The sequence below is a fragment of the Streptomyces sp. NBC_00829 genome (assembly GCF_045161795.1).
Classification (GTDB): domain Bacteria; phylum Actinomycetota; class Actinomycetes; order Streptomycetales; family Streptomycetaceae; genus Streptomyces.
Genome location: NZ_CP108867.1, coordinates 6,417,554 through 6,442,915, shown reverse-complemented (window position 1 = coordinate 6,442,915; position 25,362 = coordinate 6,417,554). Strand labels below are relative to the sequence as shown.

Sequence of the window (25,362 nt, the reverse complement as noted above, 5' to 3'; positions counted from 1 at the left end):
TCATATGCGTCCGGCCTTGCGTTCGGTGACCAGCAGCCAGAGCAGGTAGCAGCCGCCGAGCACGCCGGTCACCACACCGACGGGCAGTTGGCGCTCGCCGAAAGCGTTGCTCGCGACCCAGTCGGCGAGCAGCAGCAGCGCGGCGCCCATCGCGGCTGCCGCGGCGAGGTTGGGCCCGGGCGAGCGGGTCAGCCTGCGGGCGAGCTGGGGTGCGCTGAGCGCCACGAACGAGATCGGTCCCGCCGCGGCGGTCGCGACCGCGATGAGCAGGACGCCCGAGCCCATCAGCACGAGGCGGGTGCGCTCGACGGGCGCCCCCAGCGCGTACGCCGCGTCGTCGCCCATCTCCAGTATCCGCAGCGGACGGGCGTGCGCGAACACCAGGGGGAGGACGAGGACGAGCATCCCCAGCAGGGGCCAGACCTGCTCCCAGTCGCGGCCGTCCAGCGAGCCGGTCATCCACAGGGTGGCCCGGGCGGCGTCGACCAGGCTGGCCTTGGTGAGCAGATAGTTGTTGCCGGCGGTGAGCATGGCGGCGACACCGATACCGACGAGGACGAGCCGGTATCCGTGGACACCGCGCTTCCACGCCAGCACATAGACCCCCACGCCGGTCACCAGGCCGCCGACGACGGCTCCGCCGGCCACCGCGAACGCTTCGCCGTGAAAGAGGACGATCACGCTCAGCGCGCCGACCGTGGCACCTTGTCCGAACCCGATCACGTCCGGGCTGCCCAGCGGATTGCGGGAGACGGACTGGAAGATGGCGCCGCTGAGGGCGAGCGAGGCGCCGACGAGCAGTCCGACGAGTACGCGCGGCAGCCTCAGGTCCTGGACGATGAACTCCTGCGCGGGGGTGCCGTTGCCGAGCAGTGTGGCGATGACGTCGGCGGGGGCGATCGGGAAGTCGCCGCTGCCGATCAGCACCACCCCGGCGGCCAGGGCGACCGCGGCCAGCAGCAGGACCACGACGGCTGAGCGGGGTTCGGCCCGGAAGGAGAGCCCGCCGGGGGTGTGTATCGCCTTCACGGCCTTCACAGCTGGGCCATCCTCTTGCGGCGTACGAGATGGATGAAGACGGGTCCGCCGATCAGAGCGGTGACGATGCCGACCTGGAGTTCGGCGGGGCGTGTGACGACCCGTCCGACAACGTCGGAGCCGAGCAGCAGGACGGGCGCGAGTACGGTGGCGTACGGCAGGATCCACCGCATGTCGGGGCCCGTGAGGGAGCGCACGAGGTGCGGAATCATCAGCCCGATGAAGACGATCGGCCCGCAGGCCGCGGTCGCCGCCCCGCAGAGCAGGGTGACGGTGAGCATGGCGAGCGCACGGGTGCGGTTGAGATGCGCGCCGAGCGCGCGGGCGGTGTCCTCGCCCATCTCGATGGCGTTGAGCGGCCGGGCGAGCAGCAGCGCGAGCACCACACCGATGCCGATGAACGGCGCGACCCTGCCGATGGTCTGCATGTCGGCCGAGGCGAGCGAGCCGACGGTCCAGAACCGGAGCCGCTCCATCGCGGCCGCGTCCAGCAGTTCGACGGCGCTGATGTAGCCGTAGAGCGCTGCGGTGGCAGCGGTTCCGGCGAGCGCGAGCCGTACCGGTGTCGCGCCCCGGCTGCCGCCGAGGACATACACGAGCACGGAGACGACTGCCGCGCCGATGAACGCGAACCACACGTATCCGGTCAGCGAAGTGACGCCGAGAAAGCTGATGGCGGAGACGACGGCGGCCGACGCTCCGGCGTTCACACCGAGCAGCCCCGGTTCGGCCAGCGGATTGCGGGTGAGGGCCTGCATCACCGCGCCCGAGAGGCCGAGGGCCGTGCCGACGATCACTCCGAGCAGGGTTCGCGGTACGCGCACATCGTGGATGATCACGTCGTTGCCGACGCCCGCGTTGTGGAAGAGCCCGTGCCACACGTCGGAGAGCGGAATCGACTTGGCACCGACGGCGATGCTCGCGACACAGACCAGCAGCAGGACACCGACGGACACCAGCAGCCCGGCGGCGCGCAGTGCGTGGCGCCTCCGGGGCCGGGGTTCGGACTTCGGCTCCGCGCTCTGTTTGGGGGGACTGTCGACCAACACGAGGTTAGGTTAGCCTACCCTCTTATCGCTCCTTCCAGAGGGAGGTCACGCACGTCTGCGGGGACGGCGGACCCGGCCCCCGGGCGGGCACCCTCATGTCACCCGGCACGGCCGCGAGGCCGCCGGTATCAGAGCCCCAGCCGGGACAGCGCCTTGCCCGCGTCCAGCGTGCATGTGCCGTCGCCCGCCCAGGTCCAGGCCGCCGCGCACAGCGCCCGCAGCCCGTCCAGCGGCTCACCCTCGCCGTCGAGCGCGAGCGCGTCGTCCCGTACGGATGCGGCCCACCCCCCGCAACTGAACCCGCCGTCCTTCTCGACCACCTCGGGCTGCCCGGTCAGCATCCCCCTCAGATCGCGGTCCACATAGGTCGGCCGGTGCTCGGGCGGCGCGGCCAGGAGCTGAGCCCCGTCGGTCACGCCCGTCAGGACGAGCAGCGAGTCCACACCCCCGTTGAACGCGCCCTCGATGTCCGTGTCCAGCCGGTCCCCGACGACCAGCGGCTTGCGCGCCCCCGTGCGCAGGATCGTCTCCTTGTGCATCGGCGGCAGCGGCTTGCCCGCCACCTGCGGCTCCGCTCCCGTCGCGAGCCGCACGACCTCCACGGCCGAGCCGTTGCCCGGCGCGATCCCCCGGGCGCTCGGGATCGTCAGATCGGTGTTGGACGCGAACCACGGCACCCCGCGCGCGATCGCATAGCAGGCCTCCGCGAACCGCCCCCATGCCAGATCCGGCCCGCCGTACCCCTGCACCACCGCCGCCGGATCGTCGTCGGCGGACTCCACCGGCTCCAGCCCGCGCTCGCGCAGGGCGACCCTCAGCCCCTGCCCGCCGATCACCAGCACCCTGGACCCGGCAGGCACCTGCTCGGAGATCAACCGCGCGACGGCCTGCGCGGAGTTGATGACGTCCGACGCATCGGTCGGCACACCCAGCGCGGTGATGTGCGCGGCCACGGCCTCGGGCGGTCGCAGCGCATTGTTGGTCACATACGCGAGGTGCATACCGCCCTCGCGCGCCGTCAGCAGCGAGTCCACGGCGTACGCGATCGCCTCGCCGCCCGCGTACACCACCCCGTCCAGATCGAGCAGTGCCGTGTCGTACGCCTCGCTCAGCGCCGTCACGCTTCCGTCCGGCCGGGTCCTGCTCCGCTGACTCATTCGCTTCTGCTCCTCGCTCGGTGCCAGTCCCCCGATCATCGCTCATCCGCACGCCCACATACGATGCACGGATGAACACCGAAGGTCCTGCGGCCAACGACGGTCTGCACCTGATCCCGTTCCGTGGGCTGCGCTATGTCCCCGAGCGGGTGGGCAGCCTTGCCGCCGTGACCTCACCGCCGTACGACGTCGTCGTACGGCCGGACGGCCTGCACCATCTGCAGTCGGCGGACCCCTACAACATCGTTCGCCTGATCCTCCCGCAGGCCACGACCCCCGGCGCCCGCCATCAGCAGGCCGCGGAGACCCTCAACCGCTGGCTCGACGAGGGCATCCTCGCCGCCGATCCGGAACCGGCGCTCTATGTGTACGAGCAGCGCCAGGGCGAGCTCCTTCAGCGCGGCGTGATCGGTGCGCTTGCCCTGTCCGAACCCTCCGAGGGGGTCGTCCTCCCCCACGAGGACGTGATGCCGGACATCGTCGCGGACCGCGCGGCCCTGATGCGGACGACCGCCGCCAATCTGGAGCCGCTCCTTCTCACGTACCGCAGTACGGGCAACGCGACCGGCGCGACCAGCGTCATCGAACGCACCATCCTGCGCTCCCCCCTCCTGTCGACCACCACGGAAGACGGCTTCAGCCACCGTCTGTGGTCGGTGACGGATCCAGCCGATCTCGCCGAGATCCGCTCGGACCTGTCGGACCGTCAGGCTCTGATCGCCGACGGCCACCACCGCTGGGCGACGTATCTGCGGCTGCGCGCCGAACATCCCGCGCCCAGCCCCTGGCACTACGGCCTCGTCCTGCTCATCGACACCGCCCGCTACCCGCTGCGGGTCCGCGCCATCCACCGGCTGCTGCACCGCTTCCCGGTCGCCGACGCACTCGCCGTCCTCGGCGACTCCTTCCGTGTCCGGCGCCTGGAAGCCCCGCTTCCTGAGGCATTGAAGGCGCTCGCGGACGCGGCGGCCGAGGGGAACGCCTTCCTCCTCGCGGGCGACGGCGCGTTCCATCTCCTCGACCGTCCCGACGGCCGGCTGCTGGCCCGTACGGTGCGCACGGACCGCCCCGAGGCCTGGCGCACCCTGGATGCCACGGTTCTCCACTCCACGCTCCTGGACGACATCTGGCGGATCCCGGACACCCCGGAATACATCGCGTACATCCACGACACCGCAGCGGCCGTGGAGCAGGCCGAACGCCACGGAGGTACAGCGGTATTGATGCACCCGGTACGGGAGGAGGTCGTACGGGACCTCGCCCGAGAGGGAGTCACAATGCCCCGCAAGTCCACCTCGTTCGGCCCGAAGCCGGCGACGGGTCTGGTCCTTCGGAGCCTGACGGTCGGCTGAGACGACCCCGCCGCCCCTGCACACCGGGACACCGGGCATACGAAAGGGGGGGGCTCCCGGTACCGGGAGCCCCCCCCTTTCGAGCTGTCAGGTCCTACTCGGCCCTGTCACCCTCGACGTCGCCGGACTCGTCGTCCTGCTCGTTCTTGTCGTCCTTGTCGTCCTGCTTGTTCTTGTCGTCCTTGTCGTCCTGCTCGTTCTTGTCGTCGTTCGCCTGGCCGTCGTCCAGATCCTCGTGGCCGTGGCCGTGCTCGTCCTCGTCATCGATGGCGTCGACGAACTCCACGCCGTCCATCTCGGCAAGACGGTCGGACGCATCGGTCGCCCCGTCCTTGTCCGCCTCCAGAGCCTTGGCGAACCACTCGCGCGCCTCACCCTCACGCCCGGCGGCCAGCAGAGCGTCCGCGTAGGCATACCGCAGCCGAGCGGTCCAGGGCTGTACGGAGTTGGACGCCAGCTCCGGGCTCTGCAGGGTCACGATGGCCGCGTCGAGCTGGCCCATGTCCCTGCGCGCACCCGCGGCGACGAGCCGCATCTCGACCTGACCGGCCTTGTCGAGCTTCTGTACCTCGGGTTCGCCGGCCATGGCCATCGCCCGCTCGGGCCGGCCGAGTCCGCGCTCACAGTCCGCCATCACGGGCCACAGCTCGACGCTGCCGGTCATCCGACGGGCAGCACGGAACTCGGCCAGCGCCTCGGAGTACTTCTGGGTGGCATACGCGGCGAAGCCAGCGGCCTCGCGCACGGCCGCCACACGCGAGGCGAGCCGCAGCGCCACCTTGGAGTAGGCGTACGCCTGCTCGGGGTCCTCGTCGATCAGGTTGGCGACCATGACGAGGTTCCTGGCGACATCCTCGGCAAGGCCCTTCGGCAGGCTCTGGAGCTCCTGGCGTACGTCCTGGTCGATCTCGTCGCCCGAGACGTCGTCGGGAATCGGCAGCCGCTTGATCGGCTCACGGTCGCCGCGCTCACGTTCGTCGCGCCGTCCGTAGCCACCTCGGTCGTCACGGGAGCCGCGGTATCCACCGCGGTCACCCCGACGGTCGTCACTGCGGTCACCCCGACGGTCGTCACTGCGGTCGTCACGCTGTCCGCGGTAGCCACCACGGTCCCGGTCGTCATCACGGCGAGGTCCGCTCGGCCGGTCGTCACGACGGCCGTAGCCACCGCTGCTGGGACGGCCACCACGGTCATCGTCACGACGGGGACCACTGCTCGGCCGGTCATCACGACGGCCGTAGCCACCGCCACCACTGGGTCGGGAGCCGCGGTCGTCCCGCTGTCCGCGGTAGCCACCACGGTCACGGTCATCATCACGACGGAAGGAGGGCCGGTCGTCACGCCGGTCGTCACGACGCGGCGGCCCGCTCGGCCGGTCGTCGCGGCGGAAGCCGCCCTGCCTGTCGTCACGCCTGTCGTCACGACGGTCATCACGACGGTCATCGCGGCGGTCGTCACGCTGTCCGCGGTAGCCACCACGGTCACGGTCGTCATCACGGCGAGGTCCGCTCGGCCGGTCGTCACGGCGCCCGTAGCCACCGCTGCTGGGACGGCCACCACGGTCATCGTCACGACGGGGACCACTGCTCGGCCGGTCATCACGACGGCCGTAGCCACCGCCACCACTGGGTCGGGAGCCGCGGTCATCGTCACGACGAGGTCCGCTCGGCCGGTCATCACGACGGCCATAGCCACCGCCACCACCGCCGGAACGGTCGTCGCGCCGGAAACCGCCACCCCCACCGCCGCCGCTGCTGGGGCGGGAGCCACCGTACCCACCGCCGCTGGGACGGCCACCACGGTCATCGTCACGACGAGGTCCGCTCGGCCGGTCATCACGACGGCCATAGCCACCGCCACCACCGCCGGAACGGTCGTCGCGCCGGAAACCGCCACCCCCACCGCCGCCGCTGCTGGGGCGGGAGCCACCGTACCCACCGCCGCTGGGACGGCCACCACGGTCATCGTCACGACGGGGAACGCTCGGCCGGTCGTCACGGCGCCCGTAGCCACCGCTGCTGGGACGGCCACCACGGTCGTCCTCACGACGGGGACCGCTCGGCCGGTCATCACGACGGCCATAGCCACCGCCACCACCGGAACGGTCATCCCGCCTGTCGTCGCGGCGGTCCTCACGCGGTCCGCGGTACCCACCACGGTCGTTGTCACGACGGGGGCCACGATCCCGGTCGTCCCGGCCGCCGCGGAAGCCGCCCCGGTCGCCACCGTCCCTGCGACGCGGCTCGCGCTCCGGACGATCGTCGGGAGAGTTGGTGGACATCGGCGTGACTCCTGTCTTCGGGTACTGCAGTCATTCTCGCGCAGTCGGCAGTCCGACGCGCTTCGGAAAAACAAAGCAAAAACAAAAAGGACCCTTGGTCCCAGCATGAACGCTGGGACCAAGGGTCCATAAATATTGTTCGGCGGTGTCCTACTCTCCCACAGGGTCCCCCCTGCAGTACCATCGGCGCTGAAAGGCTTAGCTTCCGGGTTCGGAATGTAACCGGGCGTTTCCCTAACGCTATGACCACCGAAACCCTATCGGTTTCGAGCGAACAAGCACACTTTTCAATTAAGGTGGTTCTGCTCAAACCAGCATATGAAACCTTTACCGGAGTCCCGGCCATGGGGACTCGACGGTTCGTTGTTTCAGAACCAACACAGTGGACGCGAGCAACTGAGGACAAGCCCTCGGCCTATTAGTACCAGTCAGCTCCACCCCTTGCGGGGCTTCCACATCTGGCCTATCAACCCAGTCGTCTACTGGGAGCCTTAACCCCTCAAAGGGGGTGGGAGTCCTCATCTCGAAGCAGGCTTCCCGCTTAGATGCTTTCAGCGGTTATCCTTTCCGAACGTAGCCAACCAGCCATGCCCTTGGCAGGACAACTGGCACACCAGAGGTTCGTCCGTCCCGGTCCTCTCGTACTAGGGACAGCCCTTCTCAAGACTCCTACGCGCACAGCGGATAGGGACCGAACTGTCTCACGACGTTCTAAACCCAGCTCGCGTACCGCTTTAATGGGCGAACAGCCCAACCCTTGGGACCGACTCCAGCCCCAGGATGCGACGAGCCGACATCGAGGTGCCAAACCATCCCGTCGATATGGACTCTTGGGGAAGATCAGCCTGTTATCCCCGGGGTACCTTTTATCCGTTGAGCGACGGCGCTTCCACAAGCCACCGCCGGATCACTAGTCCCGACTTTCGTCCCTGCTCGACCCGTCGGTCTCACAGTCAAGCTCCCTTGTGCACTTACACTCAACACCTGATTGCCAACCAGGCTGAGGGAACCTTTGGGCGCCTCCGTTACCCTTTGGGAGGCAACCGCCCCAGTTAAACTACCCATCAGACACTGTCCCTGATCCGGATCACGGACCCAGGTTAGACATCCAGCACGACCAGAGTGGTATTTCAACGACGACTCCACAACCACTGGCGTGGCCGCTTCACAGTCTCCCACCTATCCTACACAAGCCGAACCGAACACCAATATCAAACTGTAGTAAAGGTCCCGGGGTCTTTCCGTCCTGCTGCGCGAAACGAGCATCTTTACTCGTAGTGCAATTTCACCGGGCCTATGGTTGAGACAGTCGAGAAGTCGTTACGCCATTCGTGCAGGTCGGAACTTACCCGACAAGGAATTTCGCTACCTTAGGATGGTTATAGTTACCACCGCCGTTTACTGGCGCTTAAGTTCTCAGCTTCGCCACACCGAAATGTGACTAACCGGTCCCCTTAACGTTCCAGCACCGGGCAGGCGTCAGTCCGTATACATCGCCTTACGGCTTCGCACGGACCTGTGTTTTTAGTAAACAGTCGCTTCTCGCTGGTCTCTGCGGCCACCCCCAGCTCAAGCAGCAAGTGCTCTCACCAGTGATGGCCCCCCTTCTCCCGAAGTTACGGGGGCATTTTGCCGAGTTCCTTAACCATAGTTCACCCGAACGCCTCGGTATTCTCTACCTGACCACCTGAGTCGGTTTAGGGTACGGGCCGCCATGAAACTCGCTAGAGGCTTTTCTCGACAGCATAGGATCATCCACTTCACCACAATCGGCTCGGCATCAGGTCTCAGCCCCATGTGTGACGGATTTGCCTATCACACGGCCTACACCCTTACCCCGGGACAACCACCGCCCGGGCTGGACTACCTTCCTGCGTCACCCCATCGCTTACCTACTACCACCTTGGGCCGGCGGCTCCACCACTCCCCTCAACTCCGAAGAGATCAGGGCGGCTTCACGGCCTTAGCATTAATGGGCTCGATACTGGGCGTTTCAAAGCGGGTACCGGAATATCAACCGGTTGTCCATCGACTACGCCTGTCGGCCTCGCCTTAGGTCCCGACTTACCCTGGGCAGATCAGCTTGACCCAGGAACCCTTAGTCAATCGGCGCACACGTTTCTCACGTGTGTATCGCTACTCATGCCTGCATTCTCACTCGTGAACCGTCCACCACTGCCTTCCGGCGCGGCTTCACCCGGCACACGACGCTCCCCTACCCATCCACACTCCCGTTGGGGATATATGCGTGAATGACACGACTTCGGCGGTACGCTTGAGCCCCGCTACATTGTCGGCGCGGAATCACTTGACCAGTGAGCTATTACGCACTCTTTCAAGGGTGGCTGCTTCTAAGCCAACCTCCTGGTTGTCTCTGCGACTCCACATCCTTTCCCACTTAGCGTACGCTTAGGGGCCTTAGTCGATGCTCTGGGCTGTTTCCCTCTCGACCATGGAGCTTATCCCCCACAGTCTCACTGCCGCGCTCTCACTTACCGGCATTCGGAGTTTGGCTAAGGTCAGTAACCCGGTAGGGCCCATCGCCTATCCAGTGCTCTACCTCCGGCAAGAAACACACGACGCTGCACCTAAATGCATTTCGGGGAGAACCAGCTATCACGGAGTTTGATTGGCCTTTCACCCCTAACCACAGGTCATCCCCCAGGTTTTCAACCCTGGTGGGTTCGGTCCTCCACGAAGTCTTACCTCCGCTTCAACCTGCCCATGGCTAGATCACTCCGCTTCGGGTCTTGAGCGCGCTACTGAATCGCCCTATTCGGACTCGCTTTCGCTACGGCTTCCCCACACGGGTTAACCTCGCAACACACCGCAAACTCGCAGGCTCATTCTTCAAAAGGCACGCAGTCACGAGACACCAAGCAAGCTTGATGTCCGACGCTCCCACGGCTTGTAGGCACACGGTTTCAGGTACTATTTCACTCCGCTCCCGCGGTACTTTTCACCATTCCCTCACGGTACTATCCGCTATCGGTCACCAGGGAATATTTAGGCTTAACGGGTGGTCCCGCCAGATTCACACGGGATTTCTCGGGCCCCGTGCTACTTGGGTGTCTCTTAAACGAGCCGTTGATGTTTCAGCTACGGGGGTCTTACCCTCTACGCCGGACCTTTCGCATGTCCTTCGCCTACATCAACGGTTTCTGACTCGTCTCACAGCCGGCAGACCGTGAAAAAGAGATCCCACAACCCCGCATGCGCAACCCCTGCCGGGTATCACACGCATACGGTTTGGCCTCATCCGGTTTCGCTCGCCACTACTCCCGGAATCACGGTTGTTTTCTCTTCCTGAGGGTACTGAGATGTTTCACTTCCCCTCGTTCCCTCCACACTGCCTATGTGTTCAGCAGCGGGTGACAGCCCATGACGACTGCCGGGTTTCCCCATTCGGAAACCCCCGGATCAAAGCCTGGTTGACGGCTCCCCGGGGACTATCGTGGCCTCCCACGTCCTTCATCGGTTCCTGGTGCCAAGGCATCCACCGTGCGCCCTTAAAAACTTGGCCACAGATGCTCGCGTCCACTGTGCAGTTCTCAAACAACGACCAGTCACCCATCACCCCACCCCATCAGGCGAGTTCACTGGGACCGGCATCCCGAAGGACGAGCTCACGCTCGCACCCTCAGACACCCAACAGCGCGCCCGGCACGACCAGTCGAAGACACACGTTCCACGCCGAAGCAGTACTAGTGATCCCAACCAACCGTGCCGAATAGTCAACGTTCCACCCATGAGCAACCAGCACCGGACATTCGCCGATGAACTGGCCTCTGACCAGGCCAGGCCTGGTAAGAAGTGCTCCTTAGAAAGGAGGTGATCCAGCCGCACCTTCCGGTACGGCTACCTTGTTACGACTTCGTCCCAATCGCCAGTCCCACCTTCGACAGCTCCCTCCCACAAGGGGTTGGGCCACCGGCTTCGGGTGTTACCGACTTTCGTGACGTGACGGGCGGTGTGTACAAGGCCCGGGAACGTATTCACCGCAGCAATGCTGATCTGCGATTACTAGCAACTCCGACTTCATGGGGTCGAGTTGCAGACCCCAATCCGAACTGAGACCGGCTTTTTGAGATTCGCTCCGCCTCACGGCATCGCAGCTCTTTGTACCGGCCATTGTAGCACGTGTGCAGCCCAAGACATAAGGGGCATGATGACTTGACGTCGTCCCCACCTTCCTCCGAGTTGACCCCGGCAGTCTCCTGTGAGTCCCCATCACCCCGAAGGGCATGCTGGCAACACAGAACAAGGGTTGCGCTCGTTGCGGGACTTAACCCAACATCTCACGACACGAGCTGACGACAGCCATGCACCACCTGTATACCGACCACAAGGGGGGCACCATCTCTGATGCTTTCCGGTATATGTCAAGCCTTGGTAAGGTTCTTCGCGTTGCGTCGAATTAAGCCACATGCTCCGCTGCTTGTGCGGGCCCCCGTCAATTCCTTTGAGTTTTAGCCTTGCGGCCGTACTCCCCAGGCGGGGAACTTAATGCGTTAGCTGCGGCACCGACGACGTGGAATGTCGCCAACACCTAGTTCCCAACGTTTACGGCGTGGACTACCAGGGTATCTAATCCTGTTCGCTCCCCACGCTTTCGCTCCTCAGCGTCAGTAATGGCCCAGAGATCCGCCTTCGCCACCGGTGTTCCTCCTGATATCTGCGCATTTCACCGCTACACCAGGAATTCCGATCTCCCCTACCACACTCTAGCTAGCCCGTATCGAATGCAGACCCGGGGTTAAGCCCCGGGCTTTCACATCCGACGTGACAAGCCGCCTACGAGCTCTTTACGCCCAATAATTCCGGACAACGCTTGCGCCCTACGTATTACCGCGGCTGCTGGCACGTAGTTAGCCGGCGCTTCTTCTGCAGGTACCGTCACTTTCGCTTCTTCCCTGCTGAAAGAGGTTTACAACCCGAAGGCCGTCATCCCTCACGCGGCGTCGCTGCATCAGGCTTTCGCCCATTGTGCAATATTCCCCACTGCTGCCTCCCGTAGGAGTCTGGGCCGTGTCTCAGTCCCAGTGTGGCCGGTCGCCCTCTCAGGCCGGCTACCCGTCGTCGCCTTGGTAGGCCATCACCCCACCAACAAGCTGATAGGCCGCGGGCTCATCCTTCACCGCCGGAGCTTTCAACCCCTCCCCATGCGAGGAAGAGTGGTATCCGGTATTAGACCCCGTTTCCAGGGCTTGTCCCAGAGTGAAGGGCAGATTGCCCACGTGTTACTCACCCGTTCGCCACTAATCCACCCCGAAGGGCTTCATCGTTCGACTTGCATGTGTTAAGCACGCCGCCAGCGTTCGTCCTGAGCCAGGATCAAACTCTCCATGAATGTTTTCCCGTAATCGGGATGAACACCACAAGAGCGGAACAGCCGGTCGGAATAAGACCGACTGTTCACAGCGTCCTCGCTGTGTCATTGCCTACCCGCCCAAAGGGCCAAGATAGGACTTTCAAAGGAACCACGCCCTGCCGAAGCAGAGACGGGGTATCAACATATCTGGCGTTGACTTTTGGCACGCTGTTGAGTTCTCAAGGAACGGACGCTTCCTTCGTACTCACCCTCTCGGGCTTTCCTCCGGGCGCTTCCCTTCGGTCTTGCGTTTCCAACCCTACCAGACTCTGTTTCCGTTCCGTTTCCGGTGAGGAATTCGAATCCAGTGGCCGTTGGAAGGCCTTTTGCCTTTCGGCGTGTTCACTACTTTAGCCGATTCCCTTGGCAACTCATAATTGAGTGGCTGGGGCTGAATTTCGGCATACCGAAATTGCACCCTGCTGGGTTCGTCGTAAGGAGTGGATGGCCACTTCGGGTTGCTGAACAGCAGGGCCCGTTTCAAGCGGCTCGGGCTACGTTAGGCGTCCGGCCGGGCCGAGTCAAGTTGCCCTGCGGCGAGGCACATGGGCCCGGTACGGGCTGACCGTGGGGTCCCCGTCGATCCAGTAGCGCCAGGGGTGACCGGCGCCGTCGCCGCCCACTCCCGTCCGGGGGCCATTGCGCACCAGGTCAGGGTCTGGTGAGGTGCCCGGCAGCAGAGACAGGGGTGCATCCCCGCCGGCGCAGAGGTCGGTTCCGTTCAGTGCGCGGCCGACATCGAGGGCCGCGGCCAGGCGTGCGGGCCCTTTGGCCAGTTCCTTGTCGTGGCGGGCCGAGATTCGACGATTGCGGGCGAGCTCGGCGCCGACAACGATCTCTCCGGCACGCAGCAGGATCCCGCTCGCCCGGCCTTCGGGACCGCACACCACATTGAGGCAGTGCCACATGCCGTAGGTGAAGTAGACGTACGCGTGACCGGGCGGTCCGAACATCACCTCGTTTCGAGCGGTGCGACCGCGGTACGCGTGGGATCCGGGGTCGACCTCCCCCGCGTACGCCTCCACTTCGGTAAGTCGTACGTGGATGGGGCCGTCGTCGGTGAGGCGTGCCAGGGTGCAGCCAAGAAGCTCGGGAGCGACCTCCAGTACCGGTCGGTCGAAGAACTCCCGGGGCAGCGGCGTACGGTCGGGGCTCGCGATCATGGCGTACGAGAGTACCGGGGAACCGACTACGGTCGTCGCGCGTATGTAGAGGTCAGGACCAAGAAGGAGTGGACATGGGCTTCAAGAAGCTGCTCGCGAGCCTGGGCGCCGGCGGTGCGTCCGTCGAGACGGTGCTCACCGAGGAGAACGTCGTACCGGGCGGTGTCGTCCAGGGCGAGGTGCGCATCCAGGGTGGCTCGGTCGACCAGCAGATCGAAGGGCTCTCCGTCGGTCTGCAGGCGCGGGTCGAGGTCGAGGGTGGTGAGCAGGAGGTCAAGCAGGACATCGAGTTCACCAAGCAGCGGCTCGGCGGCGCGTTCGAGGTGAAGGCCGGGGCGGTGCACGTGGTGCCGTTCGGGCTTGAGATTCCTTGGGAGACCCCGGTGACGAGCATCGCCGGGCAGCGGCTGCGCGGGATGAACATCGGTGTGACGACGGAGCTGGAGATCGCGCGGGCGGTGGACTCGGGCGACCTGGACCCGATCAATGTGCACCCGCTGCCGTCGCAGCTGGCCATCCTGGACGCCTTCATCCAGCTGGGCTTCCGCTTCAAGAGCGCGGACATGGAGCGCGGGCACATCCGTGGGACGCGCCAGCGGCTGCCGTTCTACCAGGAGATCGAGTTCTTCCCGCCGCAGCAGTACCGCGGGCTGAACCAGGTCGAGCTGACCTTCGTCGCGGACGACCGCGAGATGGACGTCATCCTGGAAATGGACAAGAAGCCGGGTCTGTTCAGCGAGGGCAGCGACTCGTACAAGTCCTTCCAGGTGCGGCACCACGACTTCCAGTCGACCGACTGGGCGGCTTACCTCAACCAGTGGCTCGCGGATGTCGGCGGGCGGCGTAACTGGTTCTAGGCTCGATCCGGCAGGCAGGCAGAACAGCCGAATCGGAGGTTCAGACGTGACCGAGCTCAACAAGGCGCCTCTTCCGCACGACTTTCATCCCGAGGTGCCGTCGTTCACGGTCGTGAGCGACGACGTCGCGCCGGGGTCGGTGCTGAAGGACGCCCAGGTCCACGCGGCGGGCAACACCTCGCCGCAGCTGCGGTGGGAAGGTTTCCCGGCGGAGGCCAAGAGCTTCGCCGTGACGTGCTTCGACCCTGACGCCCCGACGGGCAGCGGGTTCTGGCACTGGGTGCTCTTCGACATCCCGGCTTCGGTCACGGAACTGCCCGCGGGTGCGGGCAGCGGCGCCTTCAAGGGGCTGCCGAAGGGCGCGGTCCAGGCCCGGAACGACTACGGGTCCAAGGACTTCGGCGGGGCTGCTCCGCCCGCCGGTGAGAACCACCGCTATGTCTTCACCGTGTACGCGGTGGACAGCGAGAGGCTCGGTCCGGATGCGGATGCGTCGCCTGCGGCCGTGGGGTTCAATCTGCGGTTCCACACGATTGCGCGTGCGCAGCTGATCGGAGAGTACGAGGGTCCTTCGGACAGCTGATCGTTCGTTTGTTGTTTGCCCTGCCCTGGTCTTGGAGAGATCAGGGCAGGGCATCTTTTATTGCGTTGTCCATCTCGGCGCGCCCGGCCAGAGTTGATCCAAGCCCAAGGCCCGCAACGGGCTGGGCCGGCGAACGGGAGGTGGGCGAGATGCGGGACACGCTGGTGCTGAATGCGAGCTTCGAGCCGCTGTCGACGGTGACACTCAACCGGGCAGTGGTTCTGGTGCTCCAGGACAAGGCCGTTGTCGAGCAGGCCCACCCCGGACTCCGTGTGCGTGCGGCCGCCGTTGATCTTCCGGTGCCCCGGGTGATCAGGCTCTGCCGTTATGTACGGGTGCCCTTCCGAAGACAGGCGCCGTGGTCGAGGCGGGGAGTGCTGGTGCGGGACCAGCACCGGTGCGCGTACTGCGGAAGGCGTGCGACCACCGTGGACCATGTGGTGCCGCGGTCTCGTGGTGGTGCGGACAGCTGGCTGAACACGGTGGCGTCCTGCGCCGAGGACAATCACCGCAAGGCGGACCGCACGCCGGAGCAGGCGGGGATGCCGCTGCTGCACGAGCCGTTCGTACCGTCTCCGGCGGACGCGATGCTGCTGGGGATGCGCGCCGGTGAGCGTTGCGCGCTGCCGGACTGGCTGGCGGCGCAGCCTGCCGCGTAGACGTTCTTGCGCTGGGGCCCGCTCTCTTGGGAGGGCGGGCTTCTGCGTGGGTCAGCGCAGGAGCAGTTGGACGATCGCGCAGGTGCCGACCACCACGATCAGGGCGCGGAGCGCCGTCGGCGGGAGGCGGCGGCCGATCTTGGCGCCGAGCTGGCCTCCGAGGGCGGAGCCGACCGCGATCAGTACGACCGCCGTCCAGTTGAAGTCCGCGACGAAGAGGAAGAAGAGCGCGGCGATGCTGTTGACGACGGCGGCGAGGACGTTCTTGGTGGCGTTGAGACGCTGGAGGGTGTCGTCGAGCAGCATGCCCATCAGGGAGATGTAGATGATCCCCTGGGCGGCGGTGAAGTAGCCGCCGTAGACGCTGGCGAGCATCAGGCCGATGAAGAGCAGCGGGCCGCCGTCGGGGTGTGCGGGGGTGTTCTTGCGTTCGCGGCGGCGCTGGACGGCTTTGGTGATGCGGGGCTGGAGGATGACCAGCACGAGCGCGAGCGCGACGAGGATCGGGACGATGGTCTCGAAGGCCGTCGAGGGGAGCATCAGGAGCAGGACGGCTCCGCTGATTCCGCCGATCGCGGCGGCGATGCTCAGGCGCAGGACGCGCCTGCGCTGGCCGGTGAGTTCGGCCCGGTAGCCGATGGCTCCGCTGATCGAGCCGGGGATCAGGCCGAGGGCGTTGGAGACGGTTGCGGTGACCGGGGGCAGTCCGGTGGCGAGGAGCACCGGGAAGGTGATCAGTGTCCCCGAGCCGACGATGGTGTTGATCGCGCCGGCGCTGATACCCGCGGCGAAGACGGCGAGCATCTCCCAGATCGTCACGCTGTTCCCCTCGATGATCGGTGCCGGATGCACCGATCATGCCCGAGGGTTCCTCGCGTCAGTCTATGGGGGGCTGTTCCCGGCGTTCCGTGCCATTGCCGCCGCCGGAGCCTGAGCCACCCCCCATGCCCGCCATGGGGTTGAAGTTGCCCATGGCTCCGCTGAGGCCCTTGAGCGCGTCGCCGATCTCGCTGGGGACGATCCAGAGTTTGTTGGCGTCGCCCTCGGCGATCTTGGGGAGCATCTGGAGGTACTGGTAGGCGAGGAGCTTCTGGTCGGCGTCGCCGGCGTGGATGGACTCGAAGACCGTACGGATCGCCTGGGCCTCGCCCTCGGCCCGCAGGGCGGCTGCCTTGGCCTCACCCTCGGCGCGCAGGATCGATGACTGCTTCTCACCTTCGGCGGTGAGGATCTGCGACTGGCGGATACCTTCGGCCGTGAGGATCGCGGCGCGCTTGTCACGGTCGGCGCGCATCTGCTTCTCCATCGAGTCCTGGATGGAGGTGGGCGGTTCGATCGCCTTGAGCTCGACACGGTTGACGCGGATGCCCCACTTGCCGGTGGCCTCGTCGAGGACGCCGCGCAGGGCCGCGTTGATCTCCTCGCGGGAGGTCAGGGTCCGCTCCAGGTCCATGCCACCGATGATGTTCCGCAGGGTGGTGACGGTGAGCTGCTCGATCGCCTGGATGTAGCTGGCGACTTCATAGGTCGCGGCCCGGGCGTCGGTCACCTGGTAGTAGATGACCGTGTCGATGTTGACCACCAGGTTGTCCTGGGTGATCACGGGCTGGGGCGGGAACGGGACGACCTGTTCACGGAGGTCGATCCGGTTGCGGATCGAGTCGATGAAGGGGACGACGATGTTCAGGCCCGCGTTGAGGGTGCGGGTGTAGCGCCCGAATCGTTCGACGATGGCGGCACTGGCCTGTGGGATGACCTGGATCGTCTTGATCAGGGCGATGAAGACCAGCACCACCAGAATGATCAGGACGATGATGATCGGTTGCATCGCGTTCCCCGTGTCCTTCGCTGCCGGATGAATCTGATGATCGAGTTTCCCAGAACTCGGGCTGGTGTGGGGGGCGTTCGGCTCCGATCGGCTACATCACGACGGCCGTGGCTCCGTCGATCTCGACGACATCGACCTGCTGGCCCGCCTCGAAGGACTGTTCCGCGTCGAGCGAGCGAGCGGACCAGACCTCACCTGCGAGTTTGATACGGCCGCCGCCGGCGTCCACCCGTTCGAGGACGACGGCCTGACGGCCTCTCAGCGCGTCGACCCCGCTGGCGAACTGGGGGCGTTGGGCACGGTGGCGGGTCGCGATGGGCCGGACGACGGCGATCAGCGCGACGGACACCGCGGCGAAGACGAGCACTTGGGCGACGGTGCCGCCGCCGAGTGCCGCGACGACGGCCGCGGCCACCGCGCCCGCGGACAACATGCCGAACTCGGGCATCGCGGTGAGGACGAGCGGAATGCCGAGCCCGACCGCGCCGATGAGCCACCACACCCATGCGTCGATTTCCACATGGTCATGGTAGTTCCGCCGGTCGTGGCAGGGACAGAGGGCGACGGCAGGAGCCGGATCCCGTCATCCGCTCCCGTGCCGCCGCCCCGGGCGGGTGTCCGGTCAGCCGAGCGGGAGGCCCTGGGCCATCCAGCGCTCGCCGTTGCGCTCGACGAGCAGCGGGAGGCCGAAGCAGAGCGAGAGGTTGCGGGAGGTGAGCTCGGTCTCCATGGGTCCCGCGGCCAGCACCTTTCCCTGACGGATCATCAGGACATGGGTGAACCCCGGGGCGATCTCCTCCACATGGTGGGTCACCATGATCATGGAGGGGGCGTACGGATCGCCGGCGAGGCGGCCGAGGCGGCGGACGAGGTCCTCACGGCCGCCGAGGTCGAGTCCGGCGGCCGGCTCGTCGAGCAGCAGCAGTTCGGGGTCGGTCATCATGGCGCGGGCGATCAGGGTGCGCTTGCGCTCGCCCTCGGAGAGGGTGCCGAACTTGCGCTCCAGGTACTCGGTCATGCCGAGGCGGTCGAGGAAGGCGCGGGCGCGCTCCTCGTCGACGGCGTCGTAGTCCTCGTGCCAGGTGGCGGTCATGCCGTACGCGGCGGTGAGGACCGTCTGGAGCACGGTCTGACGCTTGGGGAGCTTCTCGGACATGGCGATGCCGGCCATACCGATACGGGGGCGGAGCTCGAAGACATCGACTCCGGCGGTGCCGAGGCGCTCGCCGAGGATCTTCGCCGTGCCCGTGGACGGGTAGAGGTAGCTGGACGCGATGTTGAGGAGGGTCGTCTTGCCCGCGCCGTTCGGGCCGAGGATGACCCAGCGCTCACCCTCCTTGACCGACCAGGAGACGTCGTCCACCAGAGCGCGTCCGTCGCGGACCACGGATACGTCCACCAGCTCCAGTACATCGCTCATGAGCGCGTTGTCTCCCCATGCAATCGTCTTGAGGTATTCGGGGCGTTTTATGCACCTGTGGGCACAGCTCCCAGGGAAAACCTACGCCACCGGCAGGGTGGCCCAGTGCCCCGGTCCGGTACCTAGGCTGGGTCCATGCATTCCGAACCACGCTCAGGACGGCTGGCCGCATGGGGAAATGCCCTGTTGGCCGGACTTGTATCGCCGGATGACGCGGCGCTCACGATCGTCGGCGACGACGCGGTGCACCGGGTGGAGGGCCTGCCGGGCGAGGCCGGTCCCGTGGGGCTCACCCTCGCGCTCGGTCGGCTGCGGGCGCTCGGGGTCACCGGGTACCGGATCGCGCTGCCCGCCCCGGGACACCCGCTGGGACTCAGCGGGCCTCCGCAGTTCAATGCGCGGGCTCTCGAGGCCGAGGAGGCCGTGGTTGCCTCCGGCGCTGCGTACGGGCTCGTGCCCGAGGTGAACGAGGCCGGACCCGTGGGCGATGTGCACGTGGACGTCGTCTGGCACTGCTTGCCGGTACGGGAGGCCCCGCCCGCGGATGTGCCCTCGCTCGGCGAGGCGGAGCGGGAGCTCGCGGAGGCTCTGCGGGAGGCGACGGAGGTGCTGTCGCGGCTGGATGTGGCGGCCTCGGGTCCGGTGGCGGAGGCGGCGATCGACGCGTACCGGGCGCGGGCCGAGCGGGGTGCGGGCGAAAGGCTGGCACCGGGCTATCCACCGCGGGCGGTACGGGTCTTGGAGCTGGCCCAGCGGGTCGGACTGCTGATCTCGGTGGCATACGAGAACGGGCACGGCGGGGCGGTGAGCGCGTCGGAGATGGCCGCGCGCGGCGAGGCCCTGCGACCGGTGGAGCGGGTGGCTCGGCGGGCGCAGGTGGCCGCGTACAACGCGTACGTGGAGGAACGGGAGCGGGGCTGAGCCAGGCGTCGAACCCGGCCCGGGGGCGGGGGACGAACCCGGCCCGGGGCGGGGGCGGGGGCTTTCGCGCCCGGTGCGTGCCGCGGCACGGCGGAGGACCAGCCACCGGCGGTCCACGATCCGCCGTGCCGGGTCGCTGGTCACCGCGAGGTCTCCGCCGTGCCGCGGCACGGCGGAGGAGCGTCCTTGCGCCGGAGGTGCGCGGGCGTGCGTGCCGGGTGTGCCGGGGTGGGCGGGATGCTCGTACGCCCCTGAGCAGGCCCCGGGCAGCGCACGCACCGATCGCCGGGGAGGCTCCATGGGGGCCTCCCCGGCGATCGGGGTCGCGCGGGCGGACGGTCAGCCGTTGAGGCCGACGTTGCCGAACGCGGGGTTGAGCGCGCCGATCACGTTGACGCTGTTGCCGACCACGTTCACCGGGACGTGGACAGGGGCCTGGACCAGGTTGCCGGAGACGACACCCGGGGAGTTGAGGGCCGCGCCCTCCGCGTACGCACCGTCCGTGGCGGAGGCGACACCCGCGCCGGCCGCGACGATGGATCCGGCGATCATGGCGAGGGCAGCGGCCTTCTTGACGTTCTTCACTTCGACATCCTCCTGAGCGATCGCTGCGGCCGGCCGCCGCAGCACGTCATGGAGAACGGCACCGGGACGATCAGGATGCGCCGTACGGGTGACATACACCCGACAGTATGAATCTCTGACCGGAACAAGACCGTCCGGTCAGCCCGCCAAACCGTGCCTCACCGCCCACAGGGCCGCCTGCGTACGGTCCGAGAGGTCCAGCTTCATCAGGATGTTCGAGACGTGCGTCTTGACGGTCTTCTCGGACAGCACGAGCGCCCGCGCGATCTCGCGGTTGGAACGGCCGTCGGCGATCAGACCGAGGACTTCGCGCTCCCGCTCGGTGAGCGTGCCGCCGCGGCCCGTGCCGTTGGCCGGGTCGTCCTGGGACAGCAGGGCCCCCGCGACCTCGGGCTGGAGCAGCACATGGCCCGCGTGCACGGACCGGATCGCACCGGCCAGCGCCTCCGGGTCGACGTCCTTGTAGACATAGCCCGATGCGCCCGCGCGCAGGGCGGGCACGACCGTGCGCTGCTCGGTGAAGCTGGTGACGATCAGCACCTTCGCCGGGTTGGACAGCTCACGGAGCTTGCGGAGCGCCTCGATGCCGTCCATGCCGGGCATCTTGACGTCCATCAGCACGACGTCCGGCGTCAGCTCCTCGGCGCGCGCCACGCCCTCCGCGCCGTCGGCCGCCTCGCCCACCACCTCGATGTCGTCCTGGACCTCCAGGAAGGTGCGCAGACCGCGCCGGACCACCTGGTGGTCGTCGACCAGGAGCACACGAATAGTCCTGTCAGCCACCGGGGACCTCCATCTCGATCGTGGTGCCCTTCCCGGGCGCCGATTCAACGGTGAGACTGCCGCCGACGCCATTCGCCCGGTCCCGCATCGAGACCAGCCCCAGATGGCGGCCGGCCCGGCGGACCGTACGCGGTTCGAATCCCGTGCCGTTGTCGGTGACGCTGAGGACCGCGCCCTGGCCGCGGCGGGCCAGGACGACATCGACCCGGTCGGCGCCGGAGTGCCGCAGGGCGTTGTGCAGCGCCTCCTGGGAGACCCGCAGCAGGGCCTCCTCCTGGGCCGCGGGCAGCGCCCGTATGCCGCACGTGTCGAAGGTGACCCGGGCGCTGTGGGCGCGGTCGAGGACCTGGATCTGCGTACGGAGGGTGTTGACCAGGCCGTCCTCGTCCAGGGCGGCGGGGCGCAGCTCCACGACCGCGGCGCGCAGTTCGTCCGCGGCCTCGGCCGCCAGCGCGGCGACCTGCTGGAGCTCGCCCTTGGCGCGTGCCGGGTCGCGGTCCACCAGGGCGGCGGCGGCCTGGGCCGTGAGCCTGAGCGAGAACAGCTTCTGGCTCACCGCGTCGTGCAGTTCGTGCGCGAGGCGGGAGCGCTCCTCGGCGATGGTGAGCTCACGGCTGCGCTCGTACAGCCGGGCATTGGTCAGGGCTATCGCGGCGTGCTGGGCGAGGATCGACAGGAGCTCCTCGTCATCCTCGGTGAAGCCGCAGCGGCCCGCGGGCTTGGGGCAGCGCTTGTTGGCGAGGAACAACGCCCCGATCGTCTCGTCGCCGTCCTTGACCGGCAGGCCGAGGAAGTCGGACATGTCGGGGTGGGCCGCGGGCCAGCCCTCGAAGCGGGGGTCCTTGCGTACATCCGCCAGGCGCTCGGTCTTCGCGTCGCGGAGCATCGCGGCGAGGATGCCGTGCTGCCGCGGGAGCGGGCCGATCGCCTTCCACTGCGCCTCGGTGACGCCGTCGACCACGAACTGTGCGAAGCCACCGTGGTCGTCCGGCACGCCCAGCGCCGCGTATTCCGCGTCCAGGAGTTCGCGCGCCGAGGCGACGATCGTCTTCAGCACGTCGCGCACCTCGAGATGCCTGCTCATCGCGAGGAGCGCGGTGCTCACGGCCGCGAGCCCGGAGCGGGGTCGATGACTCATGACCTCACCGTACCGGCGGGGTGTGACGGTCCGTATCCGACCGGGGACGGCCGCCGCTTAGGGCCCGGGACGTAGGTCGAAGTGCCTTGTCCGGTGGGGCCCCGGGTACGAGGCGGCGGCCGGGGCCGCGTTCCTACGTTGGGCTCAGCAACGTGACGAGGACGTGACCGAGGGGATGGACATCATGCCGGTAGCGGTGATCACCGGGGCTTCGAAAGGGCTGGGGCGCGCTCTCGCGGCGGCGCTCGCCCGGCGCGGCTGGGACCTGGTGCTGGGCGCCAGGACCGCGGACGTGCTGGAGGAGAGCGCACGGGACGTCGGCGCGTACGGGACACGGGTGGTGCCCCGCGTCGGTGACGTCACCGACGCGGGGCACCGCAAGGAACTGGTGGACGCGGCCCGCGGGCTCGGGGGGCTCGATCTGCTGGTGAGCAATGCGAGCGCGCTCGGCGCCGAGCCGCTGGTGAGGCTTGAGGCGCTGGCGCCGGACGGTCTGCGGGCGGCCCTGGAGACCAATGTGGTCGCGGCGCTCGGACTCGTACAGGAGGCGCTGCCGCTGCTGCGGGCGGCCGGTGCGGGGACGGTGATCGCCGTCAGCTCCGACGCGGCGGTCAAGGCGTACGAGACGTGGGGCGGCTACGGGGCGTCGAAGGCGGCGCTCGACCATCTCGCGGCGGTCCTCGCGGTGGAGGAGCCGGGACTGCGGGTGTGGGCGGTCGACCCCGGTGACATGCAGACGGATCTGTACGCGGCGGCCGTGCCGGACGACGACGATCCCCGGCCCTCACCGGACTCGGTGGTGCCGGGCTTCCTGCGCCTGCTGGACGAGCGGCCGGTGAGCGGGCGGTACGCGGCTTCCGCCCTGGCGGGGGAAGCCCGATGAGAGCGGCGCCGAGAGGAGGAGCGGCCGTGCTGGAGGCGCTGCAGGTGCCCGACGGGCTCTCCGCCCGGGTGCCCGCCGAGGTGCGGGGGGCGGGCCGGGACGATGTGCGGCTGATGGTCTCGCGGGGGAAGCGGGTCTCCCACCATGCCTTCCGCGATCTCCCCGGGCAGCTGCGGGCCGGCGACGTCCTCGTCGTCAACACGTCCGCCACCCTGCCCGCCGCGGTCAACGGGAGAGTCGGCGGTGAGGCGGTCGTCGTGCACTTCTCCACGGGTGGGGACGACGGGCGCTGGGCGGTGGAGCTGCGCCGCCCGGACGGGACGGGAAGCACCCTGCCGCGTGCCGGGGGCCCGCCGGGGGCCCTGGTGCGGCTTCCGGGGGGCGAGCAGCTCGTGCTGGAGGAGCCGCTGGCTCCCGGCGCGGACCGGCTGTGGTGGGCGACGGTGTCGACGGCCGTGCCGCGGCTGCTCTACCGGTACGGCCGGCCGATCCGGTACGGGTACACGGCGCAGGATCAGCCCCTGTCCGCGTATCAGACGGTCTTCGCGCTCCCTTCGCCCGGCGGCGCGGGCTCGGCGGAGATGCCGAGTGCCGCGCGGCCCTTCACCGCGCGGCTGGTCGCGGAGCTGGTGAGCCGTGGTGTGCGGTTCGCTCCGATCAGGCTGCACACGGGGGTGGCCTCGGCGGAGGCGCACGAGCCGCCGTATCCGGAGCGCTTCGAGGTGCCCGCGACGACGGCCTGGCTGGTGAACGCGGCCCGTGCGGGCGCAGGGCGCATCGTGGCGGTCGGCACGACGGCCGTACGTGCCCTGGAGTCGGCGGTGGACGACGACGGCGTGGTGACGGCGGTCTCGGGCTGGACGGATCTGGTCGTTACGCCGGGGCGCGGAGTACGGGCGGTGGACGGGCTGCTCACCGGGCTGCACGAGCCGGAGGCCTCGCATCTGCTGATGCTGGAGGCGATCGCCGGGCGGGAGGCGCTGGGCCGTTCGTACGCCGAGGCGCTGCGAACTCGCTATCTCTGGCACGAGTTCGGCGATATCCACCTCATACTCCCGGACAAAAAACCTCACTCCTTGAATTGCTTGAGCAACGCACGGTGAGACCACGCCGGGCCCGGTGTGAGCCCGGGCATAGGACCCACGTCACTTACGAACGTCACTAGTGGATACATAAAGGGCATGTGAGCGGGGATTCAGTGGGCTAAAGGGGGCTATTGGGACACCCCGCTCAACTACCGCGGATCGTACGTCACACCGTTGCCACAGCATTTTGCTGCCGCTAAGAATTGCAGCCGTCGCCCGCCGAGGGGCGCAGCGCCGCCCCGGCCTGATGCGACTTCCGCTATTCGAAGAGGTATCTGTATGTCCGCGTCCAGCACCCGCCTGACCAAGACTCACAAGGTCTCGATCGCCGGTATCGCCGCCGCCGCCGTCGCAGCCCTCACGTTCTCCCTCGTCCCGGGCAACGCCTCGGCCGAGACGGAGGGCCTCTCCAACGCGCAGACGACCGCCGCGCACCACAACGTCGTCAAGCAGACCGCCGCCGAGGCCCACGCCAAGGCCGTCGCCCACGCCAAGGTCGTGGCGCACGCCAAGTCCGAGGCCCACGCCTCGGCGAAGGCTCACGCCGTGGCCAAGGCGAACGCCGCCGCCAAGCACAAGGCCCACGTCGTGGCCAAGGCGAACGCCGCCGCCAAGCACAAGGCCCACGTCGTGGCCAAGGCCAACGCCGCCGCCAAGAAGAAGGCCGCCGCCAAGGCCGCCATGAAGAAGCGCACCAAGGCGCAGGCCGCCAACCGCTCCACCGCTCGCAAGCCGATCTACGCCAACAACCTTGACGGCTGGATCCGCGAGTCCCTCGACATCATGAAGAAGCACCACATCCCGGGCAGCTACAACGGCCTGCACCGCAACATCATGCGTGAGTCGAGCGGCAACCCGAACGCCATCAACAACTGGGACATCAACGCCATCAACGGCGTGCCGTCGATCGGTCTGCTGCAGGTCATCAAGCCGACCTTCGACACCTACCACGTCCCCGGTACGGTCCACAGCCAGTACGACCCGGTCGCCAACATCACGGCCGCGGCCAACTACGCCGCCGACCGTTACGGCTCGATCGACAACGTCAACAGCGCCTACTGAGACTGATCAGAAGGCTGCGCACGACTGCGACGCCGCAGGACACAGGACACAGACGCCGAAGGGCGGCACCCCGTGCGGGGGTGCCGCCCTTCGGCGTCGTGCGTGCCTGCGTGCGTCCGCTGTGCTCGACCGCGTCCGCTGCCCGCG

General features: G+C 67.4%; 21 protein-coding genes and 3 rRNA genes. 8 read left to right on the top strand and 16 right to left on the bottom strand.

What is annotated here, in order from left to right; all coding sequences use genetic code 11:
• The 3 genes from OG293_RS28710 to OG293_RS28700 form a co-directional block, all read right to left on the bottom strand.
• On the bottom strand, window positions 1-1,038 hold the full coding sequence (locus OG293_RS28710) for a FecCD family ABC transporter permease (protein WP_406001676.1): 1,038 nt from the start codon (window positions 1,036-1,038) through the stop codon (window positions 1-3).
• Entirely contained in the window at window positions 1,035-2,087 is a 1,053-nt protein-coding gene (locus OG293_RS28705; protein ID WP_406001675.1) for a FecCD family ABC transporter permease, read from the bottom strand. Before OG293_RS28705 ends, OG293_RS28710 begins: the two co-directional genes overlap by 4 nt.
• Window positions 2,088-2,215: 128 nt before the next feature.
• On the bottom strand, window positions 2,216-3,244 hold the full coding sequence (locus OG293_RS28700) for an HAD hydrolase-like protein (RefSeq protein ID WP_406001674.1): 1,029 nt from the start codon (window positions 3,242-3,244) through the stop codon (window positions 2,216-2,218).
• Between the two features lie 71 nt (window positions 3,245-3,315).
• On the opposite strand from OG293_RS28700, the gene OG293_RS28695 reads away from it, so the two are divergent.
• Window positions 3,316-4,596: a DUF1015 domain-containing protein gene (locus OG293_RS28695; protein WP_406001673.1), complete on the top strand. Its 1,281-nt coding sequence runs from the start codon at window positions 3,316-3,318 to the stop codon at window positions 4,594-4,596.
• A 94-nt stretch (window positions 4,597-4,690) separates the two neighbouring features.
• On the opposite strand, the gene OG293_RS28690 is transcribed toward OG293_RS28695, so the two are convergent.
• From OG293_RS28690 to OG293_RS28665, 6 genes are all read right to left on the bottom strand, one after another.
• Window positions 4,691-5,428: a hypothetical protein gene (locus OG293_RS28690; RefSeq protein WP_406001672.1), complete on the bottom strand. Its 738-nt coding sequence runs from the start codon at window positions 5,426-5,428 to the stop codon at window positions 4,691-4,693.
• On the bottom strand, window positions 5,413-6,732 hold the full coding sequence (locus OG293_RS28685) for a hypothetical protein (protein WP_406001671.1): 1,320 nt from the start codon (window positions 6,730-6,732) through the stop codon (window positions 5,413-5,415). Before OG293_RS28685 ends, OG293_RS28690 begins: the two co-directional genes overlap by 16 nt.
• Window positions 6,733-7,014: 282 nt before the next feature.
• A 5S ribosomal RNA gene (gene rrf, locus OG293_RS28680) occupies window positions 7,015-7,131 on the bottom strand.
• A 144-nt stretch (window positions 7,132-7,275) separates the two neighbouring features.
• A 23S ribosomal RNA gene (locus tag OG293_RS28675) occupies window positions 7,276-10,400 on the bottom strand.
• Between the two features lie 301 nt (window positions 10,401-10,701).
• Window positions 10,702-12,227, bottom strand: a 16S ribosomal RNA gene (locus OG293_RS28670).
• Together the 16S, 23S and 5S rRNA genes form the textbook arrangement of a ribosomal RNA operon.
• A gap of 542 nt (window positions 12,228-12,769) precedes the next feature.
• Entirely contained in the window at window positions 12,770-13,411 is a 642-nt protein-coding gene (locus OG293_RS28665) for a DNA-3-methyladenine glycosylase (protein ID WP_406001670.1), read from the bottom strand.
• Between the two features lie 74 nt (window positions 13,412-13,485).
• Here OG293_RS28665 and OG293_RS28660 point away from each other — a divergent pair, with 74 nt between their 5' ends.
• From OG293_RS28660 to OG293_RS28650, 3 genes are all read left to right on the top strand, one after another.
• Window positions 13,486-14,268 (top strand): sporulation protein, encoded by a 783-nt coding sequence (locus tag OG293_RS28660; RefSeq protein ID WP_406001669.1) that lies wholly within the window; start codon window positions 13,486-13,488, stop codon window positions 14,266-14,268.
• Window positions 14,269-14,314: 46 nt separating this feature from the next.
• Complete coding sequence (locus OG293_RS28655; protein WP_406001668.1) at window positions 14,315-14,851, top strand: YbhB/YbcL family Raf kinase inhibitor-like protein; 537 nt, start codon at window positions 14,315-14,317, stop codon at window positions 14,849-14,851.
• Between the two features lie 149 nt (window positions 14,852-15,000).
• The gene (locus tag OG293_RS28650; RefSeq protein ID WP_406001667.1) at window positions 15,001-15,510 is read left to right on the top strand and encodes an HNH endonuclease; all 510 of its coding nucleotides are present in this window, start codon (window positions 15,001-15,003) and stop codon (window positions 15,508-15,510) included.
• Window positions 15,511-15,561: 51 nt separating this feature from the next.
• Here OG293_RS28650 and OG293_RS28645 read toward each other — a convergent pair whose 3' ends face one another.
• From OG293_RS28645 to OG293_RS28630, 4 genes are all read right to left on the bottom strand, one after another.
• Complete coding sequence (locus OG293_RS28645) at window positions 15,562-16,329, bottom strand: sulfite exporter TauE/SafE family protein (protein ID WP_406001666.1); 768 nt, start codon at window positions 16,327-16,329, stop codon at window positions 15,562-15,564.
• Window positions 16,330-16,387: 58 nt separating this feature from the next.
• A complete protein-coding gene (locus OG293_RS28640) occupies window positions 16,388-17,338 on the bottom strand; it encodes an SPFH domain-containing protein (protein WP_406001665.1) in 951 nt (316 codons plus the stop codon).
• Between the two features lie 91 nt (window positions 17,339-17,429).
• Window positions 17,430-17,858, bottom strand: coding sequence for an NfeD family protein (locus tag OG293_RS28635; RefSeq protein ID WP_406001664.1), 429 nt, complete (start codon window positions 17,856-17,858; stop codon window positions 17,430-17,432).
• 102 nt (window positions 17,859-17,960) lie between these two features.
• Window positions 17,961-18,758: an ABC transporter ATP-binding protein gene (locus tag OG293_RS28630; RefSeq protein WP_406001663.1), complete on the bottom strand. Its 798-nt coding sequence runs from the start codon at window positions 18,756-18,758 to the stop codon at window positions 17,961-17,963.
• A gap of 135 nt (window positions 18,759-18,893) precedes the next feature.
• Between OG293_RS28630 and OG293_RS28625 the strand changes: the two genes are divergently transcribed.
• Window positions 18,894-19,679, top strand: coding sequence for a hypothetical protein (locus tag OG293_RS28625; RefSeq protein ID WP_406001662.1), 786 nt, complete (start codon window positions 18,894-18,896; stop codon window positions 19,677-19,679).
• Window positions 19,680-20,018: 339 nt separating this feature from the next.
• On the opposite strand, the gene OG293_RS28620 is transcribed toward OG293_RS28625, so the two are convergent.
• The 3 genes from OG293_RS28620 to OG293_RS28610 form a co-directional block, all read right to left on the bottom strand.
• The gene (locus OG293_RS28620; RefSeq protein ID WP_406001661.1) at window positions 20,019-20,264 is read right to left on the bottom strand and encodes a chaplin; all 246 of its coding nucleotides are present in this window, start codon (window positions 20,262-20,264) and stop codon (window positions 20,019-20,021) included.
• Window positions 20,265-20,402: 138 nt separating this feature from the next.
• Window positions 20,403-21,047: a response regulator gene (locus OG293_RS28615; protein WP_406001660.1), complete on the bottom strand. Its 645-nt coding sequence runs from the start codon at window positions 21,045-21,047 to the stop codon at window positions 20,403-20,405.
• On the bottom strand, window positions 21,040-22,185 hold the full coding sequence (locus OG293_RS28610; protein WP_406001659.1) for a GAF domain-containing sensor histidine kinase: 1,146 nt from the start codon (window positions 22,183-22,185) through the stop codon (window positions 21,040-21,042). Before OG293_RS28610 ends, OG293_RS28615 begins: the two co-directional genes overlap by 8 nt.
• Before the next feature lie 184 nt (window positions 22,186-22,369).
• On the opposite strand from OG293_RS28610, the gene OG293_RS28605 reads away from it, so the two are divergent.
• From OG293_RS28605 to OG293_RS28595, 3 genes are all read left to right on the top strand, one after another.
• Complete coding sequence (locus OG293_RS28605; protein WP_406003740.1) at window positions 22,370-23,068, top strand: SDR family NAD(P)-dependent oxidoreductase; 699 nt, start codon at window positions 22,370-22,372, stop codon at window positions 23,066-23,068.
• Window positions 23,065-24,171: an S-adenosylmethionine:tRNA ribosyltransferase-isomerase gene (locus OG293_RS28600; RefSeq protein ID WP_406001658.1), complete on the top strand. Its 1,107-nt coding sequence runs from the start codon at window positions 23,065-23,067 to the stop codon at window positions 24,169-24,171. The genes OG293_RS28605 and OG293_RS28600 overlap by 4 nt, the downstream gene beginning before the upstream one ends.
• A gap of 261 nt (window positions 24,172-24,432) precedes the next feature.
• Window positions 24,433-25,215 carry a transglycosylase SLT domain-containing protein gene (locus OG293_RS28595; RefSeq protein WP_406001657.1) on the top strand — a complete coding sequence of 261 codons (783 nt, stop codon included), beginning with the start codon at window positions 24,433-24,435 and terminating at the stop codon, window positions 25,213-25,215.
• Window positions 25,216-25,362 lie beyond the last annotated feature (147 nt).